The organism is Pseudomonas sp. AK-TSAG1-1 (genome assembly GCF_056821665.1).
Genome location: NZ_CM165965.1, coordinates 2,002,154 through 2,021,760, shown reverse-complemented (window position 1 = coordinate 2,021,760; position 19,607 = coordinate 2,002,154). Strand labels below are relative to the sequence as shown.

Here is a 19,607-nt window from a genome sequence, read left to right as displayed (position 1 = left end):
CAATACCAAACAGTATAGATCGTTCAATGCAGGAGATTACGATGGATCTTTCCGAGTACGCCGAATACGATGCCGTTGGCTTGGCAGGCCTGATAGCCGACCGCCAGGTCAGCGAGCTTGAGGTACGCGGCGCCGCGCTGCGAGCTATACAAACGCTCAATCCGCAGATCAACGCTGTAATCGAAGCCTGGGACGACGAGCCGCAGTCTCAGCCCGGCCCTTTCCAAGGAGTACCGCTGCTTGTCAAGGATCTGGGCCTTACGGTACACAATCGTCGTAATGAACTGGGTAGTCGATTGGCGCAAGGCTGCGTTGCCGAGTCAGATTCAGAATTGATGAGTCGATTTCGACGCAGCGGCCTAGTCACACTTGGTCGCACCACTACACCCGAGCTGGCGGCCAGCACGACTACCGAGAACCGTGTAGATGGTCCAACTCGCAACCCTTGGGATCTGAGCCGCAGTGCGGGAGGGTCCAGCGGGGGTTCGGCGGCGGCTGTGGCCGCAGGCATAGTGCCTATCGCTCATGCAACCGATGGCGGTGGTTCGATTCGAGTTCCCGCTGCCTCTTGCGGGCTGTTCGGCCTGAAACCAAGTCGTGGACGTTTACCCATGGGGCCGGATGTGGACGAAGTCTGGGCCGGGCTCGCCGTGCATGGTGTACTGAGCCGTTCGGTACGGGATACCGCCAGTTTGCTTGAAGTAGTGCATGGACCTGCTGCAGGCGACCCGTTCCACATTGCCCCGCCGAAGCAGCCCTATAGGTCTCTGCTCGATCGTGAGCCAAGGTCATTGCGCATTGCCGTACAGGAGCACGCCCTAAATGGCCGGTTAACAGCGCCCGAAGTGAGCGTCGGCCTGAAAAAAGTTTGCCAGACACTGGAGGACCTTGGCCACTACGTTACACCCGTAGTCGCTGATATCGGCCTGAGCTGGGACGCATTCGTGGAATTGAATGCGCGCTTCTGGTCCAGCAACACGGCTGCCTGGATCGACGCAATCGCCGCTGCAACGGATCGAGTCATTGACGAATCCACATTGGAACCGGCCACCCTCGCGCTGTACCGGCTCGGCAAGGATTTGAGTGCGACCCAATTACTAGGCGCGATGTACCAGCGCAATATCGTGACCCGGAAGGTCGGTCAGATTTTCAGCCATTACGATATACAGTTAACACCGACGTTGCCCAACACTCCGTCCGTGATCGGCGAATACAATGGAGGCCAGGAAGCACTGGATGGCCGTGGCTGGATGGCGCGCGTGTTCGATCACTCGCCGTTCACCGCCGTCTTCAACGTCAGCGGATGCCCAGCCATGTCGATGCCGCTAGCACATGAGTCGGCCTCTGGTTTGCCTATCGGCATGCAATTCGGGGCGGGTTATGGTCGTGAGGATTTGCTGCTGCAATTGGCAGCACAACTGGAGCGTGCGTTGCCATGGAATACGCGGCGCCCCGCAGTCTGGGCAGGAACCACTGATAGCCATCTCTAAATATCGGCAGAATTCCGAGAACTCAGCCCCATGATCTGCTCAATTTGATCAGTGATAGCTGGCTGTGTTTTCGGGTGATATCTCGCATCAATCAGCAACGCTCCGACGATCAACTCATCGAAGCGTTGTAAAAGCAGGCTCAATTACGCGGCGGCTTGGGGAAAGCCCCACGAACGGAGATTTGCCCAGGTAACATTGGTATGGAGCGGGTGAAAAACCTTCGAATCAAAACAAAACTTTTGCGACCACCTTCATCATGAAATCGCTGCTTATCATCTTCACAGTGACACTTATCGTAGTCCTTTATATCGGTTTTTATGAAAAAATAGAGGACGCCTATCCGGAAAAGGTATCTTCCATTAAAAAAATCCGACATTTCAAATGAAATTTTAAAACATTTTCGCGTATGAATCAGATGACAAAAATTTGAGTGAATTAAGCGCTACGGAACGGCATTTGATTATACAGTACTGCAAGTATCGTCTAGGCGTGACTACGAGCTTTGATAGTCAAGAAGAGCTTGAAAAGTGCAAAAAAAAGTAATGTTCACTTCCTCGACAACCTAAACAATACTTACCAAGGTCAGGCCACGATTCTTTTTTATTTAACACTCCAGAAATTAATCGCGTTCTGACTCTGGCTAATGCTCCAAAAGCAAACAACCGAAAGTTAGTGAAAGCGGCTAGCTACATTAGCACTGTATGGGGAGTTAAACCCCTTCTCGTATGCTTATAGACCTCATTAGGCCAACAAAAATAGAATTTTCAACGTTCGTCCTTGGCGTCTGACGAACCGAAGCGGCCTCATAAATGCCCTAATTTTTCCCAACCGGTCGCGTTGGACTCGTGGCGTCTCTTGTAAAATAATTAAGGGCAATGAAATCAGTGTAGCGAGTCTCAGGAATACTCGTAAACTCACGTCACATTTGAGTTATTGGTACGAAAATTGATGGGGCCATACGCTGCCCCATCCATGGAATTTATCGTACTCGAGAACTCTTCCATGCATCGACATAGGGGCAGCGAGGTGATCACTGACTGAGCTGGGTTTATCAAGAACGTTACGTCGGCATTTTAGGCAGTATCCACTATGCTGATTGCTCATAGCCCATAATCGCTAAAGACGATAGATTATGACCAATCGATCTTGCGCTAACGTCTGCGGCAAGCATGCCTTGGTAGCTCCTTGGCATTTTGTTGAAGGTGAGCGACGAAGGTGCTTATCTCATCCCTTATGCCGCACAGCGAACAAAACAAGTGGTAAGCGATTTGAACGAAATCTTGTCGTTACAGGATGAAAACGAAAAGCTCCGAGCGCAGCTAGCCGAGGCAGAAACCTTGCTTGCTCATGAGGCTCAAGCTCGACGGCATCATGAGAGCTTTCGGAATGCGTTGTCTGCCGGTGGAATCATCGGGACCTGGAATTGGCTCCCTGCGAAAGACAGCTTCACAGGAGACGAAGGCTTCGTCCACGCTTTCGGTCTTGATGCCAAGATGGCAAACGTGTGTGTGCCTATCGATTTTGTACTGAAGAATGTGCATCCAGACGACAGGCCGGGGCTGGATGACGCAATTCGCTCGGCCGTTGCACGGTGTAGCGCGTATGCTCACCAATATCGTGTAATGCGTGCTGACGGGAAGTATTATTGGCTCCATGCAAATGGGCGTGTCGAATGCGATGAGAATGGTAAATCGATAAGCTTTCCGGGATTTGTCATTGATGTTACCGAGCGGCTTGCCGCTGAAGAGCGCGCGCTTGCCAGCGAAACGCTCGCTCGCGAGAACGCGCAACGGGTGCAACTCGCACTAGCAGCAGGTGCGATCATAGGTACCTGGAACTGGGACCTTCCAACCGATCGCTTCACTGTCGACGACGCTTTTGCATCTGCATTCGGGCTAGACGCAACTCTAGGCAGGGAAGGCATTCCACTCGCTCAAATAGTCGCGACGGTTCATCCCGACGACCAGAAGGCGTTAGCTGAAGCTATAAACGACGCAATTGCTCGGGGTGGAGCGTACGCTCACCAGTACAGGGTACGACGCGCTGATGGGAACTACTATTGGTTAGAGGCAAACGGTCGCGTTGATCGTACTCCTGATGGCACCCCCATTAGCTTTCCCGGCGTTCTTATAGATGTACAAGCGCGGCGCGCCATTGAAGCAGAGCGCGACCGAGCGATTACCGAGTTGCGTAGTCTCAACGAAACGCTTGAACAGCGTGTCGCCGAGCGGTCTGCCGAATTGATGGAGACAGAGGAACGCTTGCGCCAGTCCCAAAAAATGGAGGCCGTGGGCCAACTAACTGGCGGCTTAGCGCACGACTTCAATAATCTACTTGCCGGCATCTCTGGATCGCTTGAGCTAATGCGAACACGGTTAAAGCAGGACCGGTTTAGCGATGTTGAACGCTACATCTCAATAGCACAGAATGCCTCGAAACGCGCGGCCGCCCTTACTCATCGCCTACTTGCCTTCTCCCGTCGCCAGACACTCGACCCTAAACCCACAAATGTAGGTCGCCTGATCAATGGCATGCAAGAATTGATTCAGCGCACAGTGGGGCCGCGAATCACCCTAGAGATAGTGCACGATGCCGGACTCTGGATCACCTTGGTTGACGTCTCGCAGTTAGAGAATGCGCTTCTCAATCTGTGCATCAATGCGCGCGATGCCATGCCCAATGGAGGCCGTATCACTGTCGAAACTGTAAACGAATGGATTGATGAATCGACTGCCCAACAGCTCCAAATTCCAGTCGGGCAGTATCTTTCACTATGCGTTTCCGACTCTGGTACTGGCATGTCACCCGAAGTAACCAAACGCGCGTTCGAACCTTTTTTCACTACCAAACCCCTCGGTGAGGGCACTGGTCTAGGCCTATCAATGATTTACGGATTTGCCCAGCAATCGGGTGGGCAGGTGAGAATTCATTCAGAGGTTGGTTACGGGACGAAAGTATGGCTCTACTTACCCCATTATTTGGGCGAAGCTCCAAACGAAATGGATACAGCGCACACTTCCACACTCCAACGCTCTTCAGACGGCGAGACCGTCCTGATAGTTGATGACGAGCCTTCCGTGCGCATGCTTCTTACGGACATCCTGGAAGAGTTAGGTTATATCGCCATTGAAGCAATGGACAGTGTCACAGGACTGAAACTTCTTCACTCCAACCTGAGTATCGACCTGTTGATTACGGATGTAGGACTGCCAGGTGGGTTAAACGGCAGACAGATGGCTGACGCCGCACGTGTTATACGCCCAGACCTTAAAGTTCTTTTCATTACAGGCTATGCTGAGAGTTCAATCTTGGGAAGCGAAAAGCTCGCATCGGGGATGGCGATACTCACCAAACCCTTCCTGATGGAGACCATGGCGTCTCGAATCATTTCTATGATCGAGGGGGAAGACTAGCCGTCGCCGTATGAGATGTGAGGTGCTTTGTATGTAAATTCCCATGGGGCAGTCCGATCTCATGCGACTGCTGCAGAAGTCTAAGATCACCTATCAGACAAAATACGAGCAAAGCCCATCCATATCAGAACTCGCTCTGCGTATCAATGCTACCCAATTTAAAAACCAATAACCGATATTGATTTTGTTTTTGAAATTAGGCTTCAAAAAAATCTGATGAAACGCAGTGGCGCTATCAGCGATCGTAAGCTATTCCTTAAACACCATAAGGTTATAGGTGATTTTAAAAGAAAGCAGAGACGCGCGCACGCGGCTCAACAGGAAGGCTGATCGATAACCACCAACCTCTGCCGGCACCTAAATTCAAAGCCGAAGTAGATAAAATTTAGTAGTTTTTCGGCAAAATGACCTTACCGAGCAACATAAATTACGCAGCCAGAATAGAATGGATTCAAGATTAGAAGAAAAATTCATATCGATCGCACTTGTAGTTACTTCACACTTCAAGAGCGAAAGCAAGGCCCCTTGCCTATTAGACTTGCGCTTTGAACCGCCTCATAGGAGACGCCTGTTAGAGGCGTATCTTTATACAAGTATTTCAAAAGAATTTCTCGATGACGTCGTTAATATAGAGCTATGCCCAACGGGCCTCATGGCACTAAAAATTGAGCCAAAAAATCCACCCTGAAAATCACCGAGAAAGACAAACGGTTTAAAAATAGAGGAACCTCAATTAGTGAACTTTCCATCCAACCACCGATTAAGCTCGTCAACTGTGTAGCGAGTAAATGTCGGAGACTTCTCTAACACCTCTTCAACTAAACTTCTGTTTCGATCTGACAGTTCATATCCACGGGTCCTCAAAAAATAATCTATATAATCACTCATTGCAATTGACTCATCCGGAGAAACTCTGACATTAAAAAAACGCCTTTTGAATCGCCTACTATAATCAAGACTTTGCGCCAATTGATTCACCTAGCAAATATGAGCGAACTAATAAAACACTCGCTAATACAAATGGCGGCTTCGGACTACATTATAGAATTGAGTACTGCAAACACGAAACCCCATATTTTTGTCGAGCCAAGCGCAAAGCTCGTTCAGCATAACAAGAGGGCCGCCTGGAAATGAGTACAACGTTTCCACAATACGTTCGCTTTCAGAGGCGGATGAAATATTTCGAGTGAGAGTATAGTATTCAACGAATTGGGGGAGACTGTAATACTCACCAAGGGTGATATAAATTTTTCCAATAGGCTGCATATGAATTATCCACCAAAGGTCGTTAACTCGTTGCCGTCCTTTGGCTTTCAACGCAATGCGCGACTGTTCCTATGAGAGATTTTAGCTGATAGCGAAGGACATGAATGTAACATTTTGAAATCTTTTCATCGTTTAGTGATTGATACGTATCCTGGGGCGCAAGCTAATCGCTTGCAGGAAAAATAGATACTTATCAAATACTTGTTAAACAGCGAACTTCTTTTTGCTATCCCTATCGCCCCGTCAGCCGAACGGCCCATCGCAAAAAGATATATGCCTTTTAGCTATAAAAAAAGATCTTCTAATGCCCAGCAGTAATGCAGTCATCCGCATTACATGCCATAGCTACGACATGTTAAATTAAAAGGAATTTATTAATAGCCGGAGAGCAGTGCGCTATTTTTATTTGCTTCCAATTTTTGGAATTTTGCATTGTACGGCCTTATTTTTTTAGGTGAAAAATTTTCGCACGTATGGCACGTTGCCAGGATAATCGTAAAACTCTGGCTAGGGCTAGGGCTACTACGAACATTGGGATTAGCATTGTGATTCGCACGTCGTCGTTAGTAACTCATCCCAGAGTCGCCTGCCTTTTTTTGAGTTCCGACATCCCGATACATGTGAAAAGTCTTTACCTCTATTAGTCTCTTCCTGTTCAGCTTGGCAGACACGGCAAGAGATAACGTTCTGTTTGATACGCCAACAGCTTTTCCATTCCATTAGTTTATAAATAGCCATAACACATACTTTCCATACATCTCGGTAAAATATTACAACGGTCATCACTAAATTCAGACCGCCCATAAACTCTACCGTCCAAAAAATCCTCACTCGGCCGACGACCGGCACACCCATTACGGCACGTGTCTGTCAATGTGGCTTGGTCATGTTTAAAGCATGCTAACTCATGCGTAAAGGCATAAGCTTTCACCTACGAATTCATATCGGAAGCTAAGGAGAAGAGTATGGGTGACGGGCTGGAGATGATGGCAATCTCGGGGGACATCATTGTGATTGAAGACGATCCGATACTCCCTATTTTGATAGCGGATATTCTAGCGGACATCGCAAAAGCACCCCTTATATTCCCCACCGCGGAAGATGCCCTCACACATTTAGCGCTGTCTGGAGGCCTCTGCGCCTTGCTTATAGCGGACCAAGGGTTGCCGGGGCCCCTCCAGGGCGCCGATCTTATTCGCCTGGCAAATGAGAGGTGGTCACAAATCCCTTCGATACTCATGTCGGGGCATCCCAGGGAGGAAATCCGAATTCCTCCGCTGTGCATTTTTCTGCGTAAGCCTTGGATGCTTGAGCAATTCATCAATGCCGTGTCTACATTGCTCCGGCCCAACAGATATCGTTGAAATCGCGGCCATAAGGCGTAAAGGTGAATATAGAACTCCCGTGCCGCTTCCGCCAGCAGAGGCCATTAGCCTGGACGCTCAATCTGCTATAGAGGAACCGGCTTCTCGCTTGACCCTGCCCATACAAACGTCTTCATCCACCGTCATCACCCTTCACTCCAACAGCCAGCGCTTCAATAACCTGATAGTGCATGTTCAATTCAAATCTATCAGAACAAGCAGTCCAACCATTCGCTTGCTCGTAGTGAAAATCAATTTGATGAATGAAGATGGGACCAGAATCCACCACTAGTAATAATGGTGAAACGCCATAAACCGAGGTTCGCACGATGATTACTCGGCTGGCTAAAAGAGCCCTTCGAACTCGGTCAGTGCCCAATTCATGATCACCAGTTCACCACTGAGCTCAGCCTTCCCATGCCGCTGATTGGCTGTGGTGTAGCGAATGTCCAAGGTCTCGAAGTGAAAACCTTCAAAAACACGGCGGATGTCCGGGTGATCGTTGATGCTGACCATCACCTTGCCTTTGCAGCGGCGCATGAAATCGGCCATCCGTTCGTAGTTCTCGAACGGAAAGTCCACACCGTAGCCGGCGGTCTGCCAGTAAGGCGGATCCATGTAATGAAAGGTGTGGGCACGGTCGTAGCGTTCAGCGCATTCAAGCCAGGGGAGGTTTTCGACGTAGGTGCCGGACAGGCGCTGCCACGCGGCCGAGAGGTTTTCCTCGATGCGCAGCAGGTTGATGGCCGGAGCAGTCGTCGCCGTGCCGAACGTCTGCCCGGAGACCTTGCCGGCGAAGGCATGGTGCTGCAGGTAGAAGAATCGGGCGGCGCGCTGGATGTCGGTGAGGGTTTCGGGGCGGGTCATTTTCTGCCATTCGAACACCTGCCGCGAGCTGAGCGCCCACTTGAATTGGCGCACAAATTCTTCGAGGTGGTTCTGTACGACGCGGTAAAGCGTGACCAGGTCGCCGTTGATGTCGTTGAGGACTTCGACCGGCGATGGTTGGGGCTTCATGAAGTAGAGCGCGGCACCGCCGGCAAAGACTTCTACGTAGCATTCGTGTGGCGGAAAAAGCGGAATGAGGCGGTCGGCCAGGCGGCGTTTGCCGCCCATCCAAGGGATGATGGGTGTAGACATAAAAAGCAAGACCTTTACTGTATGGATAAACAGGTGCTAGGCTCGCCGCGCTTTGTGCACGGAGCAAGAGCCTTGGCTGGACTTGCAGGGACCATCTGCAGGGACGGCGGTCGATCCGGATGTTGACGCATCCGGACCGGCCGCTCTTTTTTCACTTCGGTGTTGAGACTTCTTTGGCGTATGCCTGACAAGCCGCGAGGGCAATCAGCCCCCGGTCGCCGTCATCGGTGACGCCGATAATTCGTTGAGCATGCGCCGGGTCAAGTTCGGCTCTTGTGGGGCCATGAACCACGCCGCCGGTGCCGGTGGTGGCTGACACCGATCCGTTACCGGCGCCGGTGGTGGCGTCGAGTAGGACTGACAGGCGCAGATCAGCAGTGGCAAGGCGGTCGCGCAGGCGACCTTGATCACGTTGGACATCGCTCAAGGCTCGGTAGTGGGTTTGTTCGCTGGTCGCCAGACGCTGCTCGAGCGCTAGGCGCTTGTCTTGTTCGGCACGCTGTTGCGTGGCCGTGGCCTGGGCCAACTGATTGAGGGTTTCGCTGTGCAGCCGGGACTGCTCGCTGAGGCGACTGCCGTAGCGCCAGTCCTGCACCTGCCAGATAATGGCGGCGGATGTGCCGGTCAAGGCGATCAGCAGCGCCATCTTGCCCAGCAGCCGGTAAGGTGTAGGTATCAGGTCGCTGATACGCATAGCACTGCCCTCGCCCGCTCCCACAGCTCCAGCCGATCCTGCAGGCCGTTGAGACCGCCGTTGATCCTGCGGGTGATCGTGTTGAATTTGTTTTGATCGGCCAGTGCGTTCAGCCCATTCACGAACCAGAACCATGCGGCCGACTCGGCGGCCCACTGCGGCAGCTCCAGCAGCTCAGGCGTGCGTAGCAATCGCTCATCACCGAACAGTGCTAGGCTGCAGCGCAGGTAGTTGTCGTGGCCGGTCACCTGAATCAGACCGCGACCGCGATAGCGCTGGCCATCACCATCCGCTGCCGGCGTATTGCCCAGTTTTGCAGCTAGGCTGCCAGTGTCGTATTTGCTCAGGTATTGATCGCCGCCCAGTTCCCGAACGTATTGCAGTTGACCTGACTCATGACCGACTTGCGCCAGAAACGCGGCTTGGCGTTTCGGGGTGTTGATCTGTCGGCGGGCCATGGCTGCGTTGAGCGCAGATACAAAAACGCCCGCTTGGCGGCGGGCGTTCGGCATGATGGATTGCAGTTGCTGTTCGGTCAGTGACATCGATGTCTCCTTGAGTGGTCAGGATGCGGCGCTACTGCTTGAGCTGAACGACCTTCAGATCCTTTGCCGCTTTTTTCTTGCCCTTGGCTTTGGCTTTACCCTTCTTGCCGCCGTTACACTCAACCGTCGTGCTCCAGCCGGCCTGGGTGAACACCTGCTCCACCGAGTCGACCAGGTACTCGCCATCAAGGCCGACCTTGAAACCCTGGGCATTGATCGAGCGTTCGGCGAATAAGTCGGTGCGTCCTGCCATTTCCAGCCGGACACCGGCGGTGGAACGGTTGAACGCAGTGAGACGTGCCTTGGCGGCGGCTTCAGCTGCGGACTTGTTCGGGTAGATGTGGCGGTCGGTATGTACCGGTGGCAATCCATCCGGAGACTCGTCGTTGTCCAAGGTGACCACTGCGAGCTTTCCGGTTTTCTTGTCCTGGTGCTTGGTCGATACCGCCTTGTGCGTGTTGCGATCACCGAGCCGAAACTGGAAACGGCTGACGTCGCGCCGTTGGATCAACACCACACCGAAGGACTTGCCCGAGGCGCTCTGCCCACCCTGACGTGACATCACCAGCAGTTTGCCGTCGGCGACCTTGGCCGTGCAGTCGTACTGCTTGGCCAGGCGGGTGATGAAATTGAAATCCGATTCATTGAGCTGATCGGCACGCGGCACCTTGGTTTGCACTGGGCACACCGGTTGCCAGTCATTGCGTGCGGCGACATCGGCAACGATCCGCGACAACGGCACGTTTTCCCAACTCCCGCTGCGGATCGTCTTGCCACTGCCGCGCATGTCGCTGGCTTTGCCGGTGATCACCAGCGTATCCGGCGGGCCGGATAACTCGATCTCGTCGACCACATAGCGGCCAATGCGGGTCAGTTTGGTCTCTGCATAACCAAGGTAAATCTCGATTCTGGCCCCGCGGGGAGGTAGCACCACCGCGCTGTCACGGTCGTCGATGCGCAGTTCGAACTCATCGGATTCCATGCCAGGTTTATCAGTGGTTTTGAGCTGCAGCAGTCGATCGTTGATCCGCTGCGTGATATCGGCGCCGTCGGCGACAATACGAAAGGTGGGGTTCATATTTTGTCCCCATAAAAAAACCCGCACGAGGCGGGTTTTGAAGGGGTTGAAGCTGCAGGTGTCGCAAACACGACCCCCTGACTATAGTCCATCAATTCCATAGTGCTAGGCCTTCTTCAATAGGACCAGGCAGATCCGGCAGCTCGATCACGATGCCAGCGCGGTAAGGTTGTGGCTCATCGGCCAACCCCTGATTGGCATCGAGCACCGCCTCGACCGTGCCCTCCAGGTGCCCATAAGCGTGATAACACAGGGTGTCCAGCAGATCCCCATCAGACGTTCTGCAGGTCGTCGCCATAACGCACAAACTCCAAAGTAAACGCCTGCTTGCGCGGGATCCCTCCCTGCAACAGCGCGCTTTGTTCTTCCTCAACGCTCTTCAGGCACCAGGTGCCGAGCACATCGCCATAGCCGGTGGTCAAGGTCAGCGGCTTGAGTTGGGCACCGAGGCTGCGCAGGGTGTCCAGTTGTTTGATACCGCCCTTGAACCCGGGAAAGATCGCACCCTTGAGCGTGATCTTTTCCTCGCCAATGCCGACCGCTTGTTGTGCCGGTCGCCGGGTCAGACGCTCCTGCGAGGCCCAGCGAAACTCGGTCGAGCGCCGCAGTTCATCAAAGGCTGCGGTGTCCAGATTGAAGTAGTAAGGCTGCGCCTGCGGATCCTGCGGCTGCACGATCAGCAGATGCGGGAACGGCTTCACCGCTTCCGGTAATGGCGTGGCATCACCACCCAGCGAACCGGTCGGGACAATGTTGGCCAGCGACGGGCTGACCTTGCCGGCGACCTTGTTTATCGCAGTGGACGCCCGGGCGGCCTGCTCCTTCAGCTCACCCATGCGCTCATCGATCTGCGATACGGCACGCGTGGCTTTGTTGTACGTGGCCACCACCTGGCCGACCTTGGCCTGAGCCGCGTTCACGCCGCGCATGACACGCTGCAGCTTTGCCCCAATAGCCGGACCAACAAAGGGAATCCCCTCAAGCTCCGAGGCCGCGCCGCTGATCTCGCTGATGGCACCGTTGACTGGCCCGATCATGCCATCGAGGCTGCGCCGACCACTCTCTCCCGCTGCTGCGAGATTCTTCAGGCCCGACTGCAGTTGCTCCATGTAGGCCATGATTTCTCCTTAAACATGTGGCTCATCATATAAAGATCGGTTTTGCAGTTGCTGCGTGGACTGACGCCACTGCTGATCGATGTAGGGTTGAAGCTCTCGCGCCAGTTGCGCCGGATCCTTCACGTCGCCCTGTACGGTGACATGCAGAGGCGCCTGAATATCGAACCGCTGCTCAACCTTGGTCGACTGAGGTTTCACAGCCGCAGGCGGTGCGAGCATCGGCGGTACCGCAGGGGATGCCGGTTGATTCAATGCACGCGTGACATCCCCCATTGCTGTGGCAGTCGACTCCCGTTCAGGCAACAGTGGCTTGGAAACAGGTGGTGTTGGAACCTGTGCCGGCAACGCTTGCATCGGAGCCAGTGCTGGCTTGGGACTGTCGAGAGTCGCTTGAGTAATGGGCGCGGCGCCGGTCAGCAGCGGCAACATTTTTGGCTGCGGCTGGACCATGTCTTTGACAACCGGGACCGGCGCGAATGAACGGGCGATATCGCCCATCACCGGCGGGATATTCTGCCCCGCATTGACCATCATCAGCGGCCCGGCATCCGGCACTTTCTTGAGCGCTTCAGGGGTTCCGAACAGCTCTTTGCCCGCAAAACCGCCGAGTGCGTCGCCGCCCATGTAACCGAGATAACCGCCAATCAATCCGCCGACCATGGTGCCAATGATGGGAATGGCCGATCCGATAGCGGCCCCCGCTGCAGCACCGGCCAATGTGCCGGCCAAGCCACCCGCCGCTTGCCCGTACCCTTCGGCTTTTTCATCCTGAGTTTCGGCGTTCTGATAGGTGTCCCAGGCCTTGTAACCTGCCTCAGCGATGGCGACCACGGCGGTTCCTTTCACCACAGAACCAACGCTAGGGCCGCCCCCGCCTCCACGGGTGATACCCTCTTTGCCGCCGCCCCTGCCGCCTTTTCCGCCCTTGCCTTTTTTCTCATCACGACCGGTATCAAAATCGCCGGCATCCAGTCCGCCGCCCATGGCCGACAAGTTGGTGACGATGACCTTTTGCGGAATGTTCGGGTTGCCCATCAAGGTGCCGCGCCCGATATTCATCAGGCCCTTACCCATCTTGAATGCACTGACAGCACCCTTGAGCGCGATCAGGCCCGCCACCGCAGTACCGATGGCCGTCACCAAACGCGGTGACTCATCGGACAGGCCCGCGAGCTGACGGCTGACATTGGTGATTCCGTCCGCCACCGCATCAGTGACCGGGCGAATCGCATCACCGATACTGCGCATGGCATCGTCCATGCTCTGGGCCATCTCGGACCACTTTTGCGCGGACGTTTGCCGGCGCTCAGCCAGGTTCTTGTCGAGGATCCCGGTGGCATTGGCCGAGTCTTTCTTCAACTGCTCATACAGATCCTTGTTCTGCATGTACGCGGTCAAAGCGGCCTTGACCTGCATGTCGGCAAACAGGTCGCCGGTACGCAAGGCCTCTTCCAAGGACTTCATCATGCCCTTGGCCTTTTCCGGATCACTCTCCTTGCTGATGCCGGCCACAGCTTTGGCCATCTCGGCGGCTCGCTTCGGGTCCGTCGCTTCGATGTACTTCTGAGCCAGCGCGAAACTGGACTCCAGTGTGGATTTGCCGTTCTGCAGACCGGTCTGCATCGACCCCTTGTAGTCGATGCCCGCTTTCGCATAGGCCTTGACCGTTTCGCCGGAGCCGATTTTCTCCATCCAGTTTTTGAGGTTGTTGGCCGCTTCGTCCGAGCCGCCGGCAGTCTTCATCTGCACCTGCAACATCGCGCCCAATTGCGACACCGAGTCCATACCGGTGATGCCCAGCTTGCCCATGCCGGCCAACAGCTCAGGAAACCACTTGGCCATGTCGACCGCTTCGAAACTGCCTGCCTGCCCCTGATACGCGATAGCCTCCAGCGCCTTTTGCATCACGGCAGGATCGGTGATCTTGGCGTTCTGTCCCAGGGCGTTGATCATTTTGGCGGTTTCTGTGCCGTCCGAACCCTGCCCCACAGCGAACTTGGCCGCCGTCGGTGCATAGGCCAATGCCTTATCCAGCTCCATGCCGGCGCCGACCAGGGCGTTGACCAACTCAGCGACCTGGTTGCGCGCCATGCCCGTATCACGCGATGTATCGATCACGGTTTTGGAGAGCTGAGTTTCTTCTGGCGTGTTGGCAATGTTGGCCTTGATCGCGATGTCACGAATGATCGCGCCGTAGTCCGCACTGACCTTGGTCGGAATCGCCACGGCAGCAGTCAGTGCACCGGCCTGGCCGAGGGTACTTTTCATTCCCTGCCGACCTTCGTCCAGTTGCCGGTGACCGAGCGCCTTGAGTTCAGCACCGGCGGCGACACGGCCCATCGTGGCGTAGGCCTTACTCAGTCGCCCGACCTCGACGCCCTGTTTCTTCAGGAGGTCGAGGTTCTTTTCGTATTTGGACAATAGCTTCTCGGCACCGGCGGCGCCGGTTGCATGCGCCTTGCGCCATTCCTCACGCAGACGCATGGTGTCGCCGATGGTGTTCTGCAGCACCCGGGCTTTGCTGCCGACCGAGTCCAGATGCTGGATCTTGCTTTCGACGTCCTTGAACGCTTTGCCCACCGTCGGATCGACGGCGCCGCCGATGACAAAGCCGAGTGCGAGGTTCTTCGCCATGTGCGTGTCCTTGGGTCGAGGATGATTGGAAATGGCTCAGTCCGTGAGCCACCACACGATGTCGTTGAAGGGCATGGCCATGATCTCGGCCGCCGAGAAACCAGTCTCCTTGGCCAGGCGCTTGGCCAGCCCCTTCAACGTCGGCCCATCAAATCTCGTCGTCTTGGACCAGACGAAAATAGCCTTTCTGCAGGCGCATGTAGTCGACCAGTTTGAGGGCCATCAGATCCTGTTCAGCGGTCTGCGTCAGCGAGGAAAACAGCGACATTTCGCGCTTTTCTTCATCGCCGTTGCAGGTCGCTTGCGCGGCTCGAATGTCTCGCACGCACGGCGCACGAATGGTCAGCGTGTCGACCAGCACACCCGACAGTTCGGTGGGGTGTCGCAGTGAGATGCGAAAGCCTTCCCCGGTCAGTTGCAGCCAGCTTGGCAGTGTTTTTTCTTGAGTGGCTTGATTGGTTTGCGTCATTTCATTGTGTCCTTAAAGGCCCAGGGCCGAACGTTCGTCAGCGAGCTGGTCGACGCCGTCGACGACCAGGACCATGCCCAACATGTCGATCTCGTAAACCACCCGGCCGGCAACTTCGAGTTTGTAGTAGGTCAGAGCCATGTTGTGTTTGGTCTCGGCCTTGTCGCCGGGTTTCCAGTCGCCCATGTCGACTTCCTTGATACCGCCACGCATGGTGACAATCACAGGAGTTACCTTGCCCTTGAGGCCTTTGAACGAGCCGCGGAACACTGCGCTGCAGGCGGTGCGGTCAGAGAGGCCAAAGAACTTCAGCGCTTCGCGGCGAACACCGTTGGTGGTGAAACCGGCTTCGAGTTTTTCCACGCCGGTCGGGATCTCGACCTCGCCGGCCATACCGCCGCCTCGGTAGACTTCGGTTTTCAGGACCACCTTGGGCAAGGTGAGGCTCGGCATTTCACCGGCAAAACTGACGCCGTCGATGAACCCGGCGCAGTTGGAGAGAACTTCAGGAATCATCAGGGTGCCTCCTTAGGCAGCTTCTAGCACTTCGGTCATCCACTCGTTGGTGACCTCAAAAAGGAAGTTCGGGTTTTCAGCCGGTGGCACGTCGGTGAAGCGGATCCGCCAGTACACCTTGCCCTGCTCGATCTGGCTGGCCGTGTTCAGCTCGTGATCCGGGAACACCTCGAAGTTGATCACCGCGCCTTGGTTTTTCAGGTCGCGCATGAACGCTTCCAGGCCGTCGGTGACGTCCTTGACGTAGGTCTTGGTGATCGAGCGGTCGACTGCCCATTTGTGGCCGGCCTGTACCGCATCCATGAGGATGAACAGCGTGCGCACGCGGGTGACGAATGCCCATTTCGGATCGCTCGACAGCGTGCGGTTGCCCCAGAGACGGAAACCGTCGTCACGAATGATCGTGGTGATGTTCGCGTTGTTGAGCAGGTTGGCTCGGCAGGTCTCGTCGCCGTCCAGGTACTCGACCGCACGGGTGGTACCGGTGATGCCGGTGAATTCCTTATTCGACGGCGAGGCCCAGAAGCCGTAGGTCGCATCCGTCCAGGCAAACAGGCCGGCAGTCCAGGCCGAACCAGGCGCGTCCACCGTCTTGCTTTCGCCGGTGTCCCAGAACTGCACACCGGGGTCGACCATGAACAGGTTACGACTGCCGAAGTTTTTCGCGTAGGCCATGGCGGCCTCATCGGTGGTGCATGGCCCGTCGATGATCCCAATAGCCCGTAGCTTCTGCGCCAGGCTATCCATGGCCGTGGCCACCGCTTGCTTTGCCGAATGGCCGGGAGCAATCAGCAATCGCGGCTGGGCATTGAACAGACTCTTGCCATCGAGCAGACCCTGCAGGCCGGTACGTTGACCGGACTCCAGGACGCCGCCGATGATGGCCGAGGTCTGCAGCGCCGGGTCATCCATCTTCGGCACGCCGATGGCGACGATCACCGCCTTGGCTTTTTTGTAGATTGCCAGGCAGGCCTGGGTAATTGCCGATCCCGCGCCAAATGCTGCAATGGCTTCGCGCTCGGTGGTGATCAGCTTGAGCTCGCCGGCCTTGGCCGTACCGCCGCCCACCAAGCCAGGGCTAAAGGTGTCGCACAGGCCGATGATCGATGAGGACGGCAGCGAAATGGTGCGGGCGCCGGTATCGACCGAGGTGGTCGTGACGCCGTGAAAGAAACTCATAAGGCTCATTCTCCAGAAACGAAAAAGCCCCGCGTGTGTGCGAGGCTCAGGTGTTGGTGATACGTGTGGCGGAATAAAAAACGCCCCGTCAGTGCGGGGCGTTCAGGTGGTTTGTTCGGTCAGCCAGATCGGTGCTGGCGGTCGGTGTTCCGCGAGCGGGAATTCCTCCCCTTGCGGCCAGTCGCGCAACTGCCGGCGGTAAGTCTGCAGCTCTGCGTACTGCTCAGTCGTGATCGAAGTCGCACCGCCGTCCTCGATCTCGTCGCGGTGCCGTGAGACCAGCGCATCCGTGGGGAGCAATTGGGCATCACGCCAGATACGTTCGACCGCCTCAAGCGCCTCAGCAGTCGGTGCAAGCCCCGCTGCCAAGACTGGAAACCCCTTGCTATCGTGCACAATGCGCCCGCCTCGGGTTTGCCCTTCAAGCAGCGCCGCCTGTTCTTCTTCGGTGATCTGGACCGCGTCCGCCGGAATCGGCGCCTCGTTCTCATCACTGAAAAAGCCGGGAGTCTTCGCGCTATAGAAAATCGTCATTCAACGCCCCTTCACATGCCAGAAAAATGAAGCGGGGAAACTCGAAAGATTCCTCACTGTGATGCTGTTTCTCGTCCACGCACGCGCCTGAAGCGCCGGCACGCGGCCAACAGCCTCATCGTTGGAAAAGTTGGCAAACGTCAGGTTCAGGCACGTCGGCGGGTCAACAAAAGCGACCGGCAACATGATCTCGACATTGGTGTTGGCTGCAAGGCTGAGGTAAGTACCCCATTGCTCGATATCGCCGCCTGGGCCTTTTTTCCAAGACGTTCCCGAGAACGAGCAAGCAAACTCCGCTGAATACTTCAGCGCTGCGACACCTTCTTCAAACACGTAGTTGGTGTCCCCGCACGCGATCACACCGTTTGAGGATGGCGGGATAGAGATGCTGTTCAGGTTCTTGGCCAGCGCCACAATCACATCCGCGCCCTGTCGAGACACCACGACATCGCCGGTCCCAATATTCTGAATGTAGAACTTCGAGCCGCTAGGGCTTGCACTCAACAACGGCAGCGTCAGGGTTGCGGGTCCAGTGACGACAATGCGACGCCCCGCCATTGACGGCGTCAGTGCGGCCGCCGGAGCGCTGATTGTCGTTTGGCCGCTAAAGTTACCCAGCGCCCGCTGTACAAACGCGGCGTTGACCGCCAATGAGCTGGTATCGAATTGGCCCGGCGTCGGTACGGTTGGCGTACCCAAAAATGCCGGAGAGTTCAGGGGGGCAAACCCATAAGTGACGTTCTGGAAGGTCAGCGCTGTGGTGCCGAGAACAATCGAGCCATCAGTGATCAACTGCCAGCGCGTATCAGCCAGAGTCGTCCCCTGCTCGACTGACACCAACAGGGCCGATGTCACTTCCGCGCTGCTGTCAGCATCCGCTGCTCTCGCCCATGCACCCGCTGCTGCGATGTACAGTCCATTGTCCTTGGCAGCGATCTGGTTTTTCACCAGCACCCGATCACCAGCTGCCAATACCACCCCATCGAGCGTCTGCAGGCCCGCCAGCGCGATGTTGGCCGTGGTGGCTGCCCGCACCGACTGTTTGTTGTCGAGTTTGTAAAGCTCTTCCATGATCCGCTGATCAACATATTCCCGGGTAGCCAGCACGACAGCCGGGTCAATCTTGAGCGTAATGTTCCCGGTACTGGACACCACAAAGTTCATCCGAACCACCTGCGTGCGGCCCGAGCCTTGCGACAGCAACGGCTTGAAACTTGGCGCACAGTTTGCGACGGCGACCAGATCGCCGTCCGCGTCGTACAGGCCAATTTCGCGGATCCACTTACCGCCCTCATCGGCCGGAATGATCTGCTCGGCGATGATCACTGCCGGGTTGACCGGATCAACTCGAAGCTGATTCAGAGGCTTGCGGCGCCATTCGTTGAGCAGCTTGGTCTGGCTGGCCGACGGAATGGGATTGGCCGGAGCGGCCTCACCTGCCGGGTTGCCATCCCCAATCCCCATGTCGGTGATTTTCCAGGCAATGCCGAGCGCATCGGCATTCGCCTGTTTGGCCATCCCCACATTTGTGAGGATCGCAAAAAACTGCGAATTCGCATCAATCATAATAAACGTCCAGGGTGTCTATGGTGTGTTCGCGGCCGACCACGCCAAAGCTGCCAGTGACTTCGATGTCACGCATGACGGGCGGGTAAACATCGATGACATCGCCTTCGTAAAGGGACACGCCGATATTCAGATTGCCTTGGGTCTCGAGGCTGATCGCCAACCCGGTAAGGTGCCGGCTTACGGGTTTGGCGTCGTCGATCAGGCGTTCAAGTTCGAGATACATTTCCTCGGTGATGCCGGTGTCCAGCACCCCCACCTTCAGCGCGAAGGTGCCCGGCACGCCTTGCGGCACGGTGTTGAACCATTCGACGATCTCGATCAGGTAGCCCAGCGGCTCGACCACTCGACGCAAGGCGCCGATGGTGCCCTTGTGCTTGTGGATGAAGAACGACGCCTTGATGGCAGCACGCTTGACCGACTCCGACCACGAAGGATCCCAGCGGTCGACCGACCAGGCCCAGGCCAGATGCGGCAGCAGGTGCACCGGACAGGTGTCAGGGTTGTACAAGGTGCGCAACGGAATCAACGTGTTTTCGGCGAACGTCGCCTCGATACCCCGTTCCAGGGGAGTGCTGTTGAGTGGCAAAAGACTGCGCAT

17 protein-coding genes are annotated in these 19,607 nt (G+C 55.7%); 3 read left to right on the top strand and 14 right to left on the bottom strand.

Going from position 1 to position 19,607, the window contains the following annotated elements; all coding sequences use genetic code 11:
- Positions 1-41 precede the first annotated feature (41 nt).
- The 3 genes from AC1UK9_RS09305 to AC1UK9_RS09295 all read left to right on the top strand — a co-directional run bounded on the left by AC1UK9_RS09305 (position 42) and on the right by AC1UK9_RS09295 (position 7,533).
- Positions 42-1,490 carry an amidase gene (locus tag AC1UK9_RS09305; protein WP_482579910.1) on the top strand — a complete coding sequence of 483 codons (1,449 nt, stop codon included), beginning with the start codon at positions 42-44 and terminating at the stop codon, positions 1,488-1,490.
- A 1,202-nt stretch (positions 1,491-2,692) separates the two neighbouring features.
- On the top strand, positions 2,693-4,903 hold the full coding sequence (locus AC1UK9_RS09300; RefSeq protein ID WP_482579909.1) for a hybrid sensor histidine kinase/response regulator: 2,211 nt from the start codon (positions 2,693-2,695) through the stop codon (positions 4,901-4,903).
- Between the two features lie 2,231 nt (positions 4,904-7,134).
- Positions 7,135-7,533 (top strand): response regulator, encoded by a 399-nt coding sequence (locus AC1UK9_RS09295; RefSeq protein ID WP_482579908.1) that lies wholly within the window; start codon positions 7,135-7,137, stop codon positions 7,531-7,533.
- Between the two features lie 133 nt (positions 7,534-7,666).
- Here the strand turns inward: AC1UK9_RS09295 and AC1UK9_RS09290 are convergent, their stop codons facing one another.
- From AC1UK9_RS09290 to AC1UK9_RS09225, 14 genes are all read right to left on the bottom strand, one after another.
- The gene (locus AC1UK9_RS09290) at positions 7,667-7,861 is read right to left on the bottom strand and encodes a hypothetical protein (RefSeq protein ID WP_482579907.1); all 195 of its coding nucleotides are present in this window, start codon (positions 7,859-7,861) and stop codon (positions 7,667-7,669) included.
- 17 nt (positions 7,862-7,878) lie between these two features.
- Positions 7,879-8,673, bottom strand: a complete 795-nt coding sequence (locus tag AC1UK9_RS09285; RefSeq protein ID WP_482579906.1) for a DNA adenine methylase — start codon at positions 8,671-8,673, stop codon at positions 7,879-7,881.
- A gap of 151 nt (positions 8,674-8,824) precedes the next feature.
- On the bottom strand, positions 8,825-9,367 hold the full coding sequence (locus tag AC1UK9_RS09280; protein ID WP_482579905.1) for a lysis system spanin subunit: 543 nt from the start codon (positions 9,365-9,367) through the stop codon (positions 8,825-8,827).
- Positions 9,349-9,912 carry a glycoside hydrolase family 19 protein gene (locus AC1UK9_RS09275; RefSeq protein WP_482579904.1) on the bottom strand — a complete coding sequence of 188 codons (564 nt, stop codon included), beginning with the start codon at positions 9,910-9,912 and terminating at the stop codon, positions 9,349-9,351. The genes AC1UK9_RS09280 and AC1UK9_RS09275 overlap by 19 nt, the downstream gene beginning before the upstream one ends.
- A 31-nt stretch (positions 9,913-9,943) precedes the next feature.
- Positions 9,944-10,990, bottom strand: a complete 1,047-nt coding sequence (locus AC1UK9_RS09270; protein ID WP_482579903.1) for a phage late control D family protein — start codon at positions 10,988-10,990, stop codon at positions 9,944-9,946.
- A gap of 91 nt (positions 10,991-11,081) precedes the next feature.
- Entirely contained in the window at positions 11,082-11,288 is a 207-nt protein-coding gene (locus AC1UK9_RS09265) for a tail protein X (protein WP_482579902.1), read from the bottom strand.
- On the bottom strand, positions 11,263-12,108 hold the full coding sequence (locus AC1UK9_RS09260; RefSeq protein WP_482579901.1) for a phage tail protein: 846 nt from the start codon (positions 12,106-12,108) through the stop codon (positions 11,263-11,265). Before AC1UK9_RS09260 ends, AC1UK9_RS09265 begins: the two co-directional genes overlap by 26 nt.
- 9 nt (positions 12,109-12,117) lie before the next feature.
- The gene (locus tag AC1UK9_RS09255; RefSeq protein WP_482579900.1) at positions 12,118-14,742 is read right to left on the bottom strand and encodes a phage tail tape measure protein; all 2,625 of its coding nucleotides are present in this window, start codon (positions 14,740-14,742) and stop codon (positions 12,118-12,120) included.
- Between the two features lie 148 nt (positions 14,743-14,890).
- Positions 14,891-15,211: a phage tail assembly protein gene (locus AC1UK9_RS09250; RefSeq protein ID WP_482579899.1), complete on the bottom strand. Its 321-nt coding sequence runs from the start codon at positions 15,209-15,211 to the stop codon at positions 14,891-14,893.
- A 12-nt stretch (positions 15,212-15,223) separates the two neighbouring features.
- Positions 15,224-15,727 carry a phage major tail tube protein gene (locus AC1UK9_RS09245; RefSeq protein WP_482579898.1) on the bottom strand — a complete coding sequence of 168 codons (504 nt, stop codon included), beginning with the start codon at positions 15,725-15,727 and terminating at the stop codon, positions 15,224-15,226.
- Positions 15,728-15,739: 12 nt separating this feature from the next.
- Positions 15,740-16,906: a phage tail sheath subtilisin-like domain-containing protein gene (locus tag AC1UK9_RS09240; RefSeq protein ID WP_482579897.1), complete on the bottom strand. Its 1,167-nt coding sequence runs from the start codon at positions 16,904-16,906 to the stop codon at positions 15,740-15,742.
- 102 nt (positions 16,907-17,008) lie between these two features.
- Positions 17,009-17,440: a tail fiber assembly protein gene (locus AC1UK9_RS09235; RefSeq protein ID WP_482579896.1), complete on the bottom strand. Its 432-nt coding sequence runs from the start codon at positions 17,438-17,440 to the stop codon at positions 17,009-17,011.
- Complete coding sequence (locus AC1UK9_RS09230; protein ID WP_482579895.1) at positions 17,441-19,006, bottom strand: phage tail protein; 1,566 nt, start codon at positions 19,004-19,006, stop codon at positions 17,441-17,443. It abuts the gene before it with no gap.
- Positions 18,999-19,607 carry a phage tail protein I gene (locus AC1UK9_RS09225; RefSeq protein ID WP_473014969.1) on the bottom strand — a complete coding sequence of 203 codons (609 nt, stop codon included), beginning with the start codon at positions 19,605-19,607 and terminating at the stop codon, positions 18,999-19,001. Before AC1UK9_RS09225 ends, AC1UK9_RS09230 begins: the two co-directional genes overlap by 8 nt.

What these genes read in the sequence shown, in the direction of transcription:
- AC1UK9_RS09225 (WP_473014969.1), bottom strand. Translation starts at nt 19,607, where the DNA reads ATGCGCAGTCTTTTGCCACTCAACAGCACTCCCCTGGAACGGGGTATC.
- AC1UK9_RS09275 (WP_482579904.1), bottom strand. Translation starts at nt 9,912, where the DNA reads ATGTCACTGACCGAACAGCAACTGCAATCCATCATGCCGAACGCCCGC.
- AC1UK9_RS09285 (WP_482579906.1), bottom strand. Translation starts at nt 8,673, where the DNA reads ATGTCTACACCCATCATCCCTTGGATGGGCGGCAAACGCCGCCTGGCC.
- AC1UK9_RS09280 (WP_482579905.1), bottom strand. Translation starts at nt 9,367, where the DNA reads ATGCGTATCAGCGACCTGATACCTACACCTTACCGGCTGCTGGGCAAG.
- AC1UK9_RS09260 (WP_482579901.1), bottom strand. Translation starts at nt 12,108, where the DNA reads ATGGCCTACATGGAGCAACTGCAGTCGGGCCTGAAGAATCTCGCAGCA.
- AC1UK9_RS09255 (WP_482579900.1), bottom strand. Translation starts at nt 14,742, where the DNA reads ATGGCGAAGAACCTCGCACTCGGCTTTGTCATCGGCGGCGCCGTCGAT.
- AC1UK9_RS09245 (WP_482579898.1), bottom strand. Translation starts at nt 15,727, where the DNA reads ATGATTCCTGAAGTTCTCTCCAACTGCGCCGGGTTCATCGACGGCGTC.
- AC1UK9_RS09235 (WP_482579896.1), bottom strand. Translation starts at nt 17,440, where the DNA reads ATGACGATTTTCTATAGCGCGAAGACTCCCGGCTTTTTCAGTGATGAG.
- AC1UK9_RS09305 (WP_482579910.1), top strand. Translation starts at nt 42, where the DNA reads ATGGATCTTTCCGAGTACGCCGAATACGATGCCGTTGGCTTGGCAGGC.
- AC1UK9_RS09265 (WP_482579902.1), bottom strand. Translation starts at nt 11,288, where the DNA reads ATGGCGACGACCTGCAGAACGTCTGATGGGGATCTGCTGGACACCCTG.
- AC1UK9_RS09270 (WP_482579903.1), bottom strand. Translation starts at nt 10,990, where the DNA reads ATGAACCCCACCTTTCGTATTGTCGCCGACGGCGCCGATATCACGCAG.
- AC1UK9_RS09230 (WP_482579895.1), bottom strand. Translation starts at nt 19,006, where the DNA reads ATGATTGATGCGAATTCGCAGTTTTTTGCGATCCTCACAAATGTGGGG.
- AC1UK9_RS09295 (WP_482579908.1), top strand. Translation starts at nt 7,135, where the DNA reads ATGGGTGACGGGCTGGAGATGATGGCAATCTCGGGGGACATCATTGTG.
- AC1UK9_RS09250 (WP_482579899.1), bottom strand. Translation starts at nt 15,211, where the DNA reads ATGACGCAAACCAATCAAGCCACTCAAGAAAAAACACTGCCAAGCTGG.
- AC1UK9_RS09240 (WP_482579897.1), bottom strand. Translation starts at nt 16,906, where the DNA reads ATGAGTTTCTTTCACGGCGTCACGACCACCTCGGTCGATACCGGCGCC.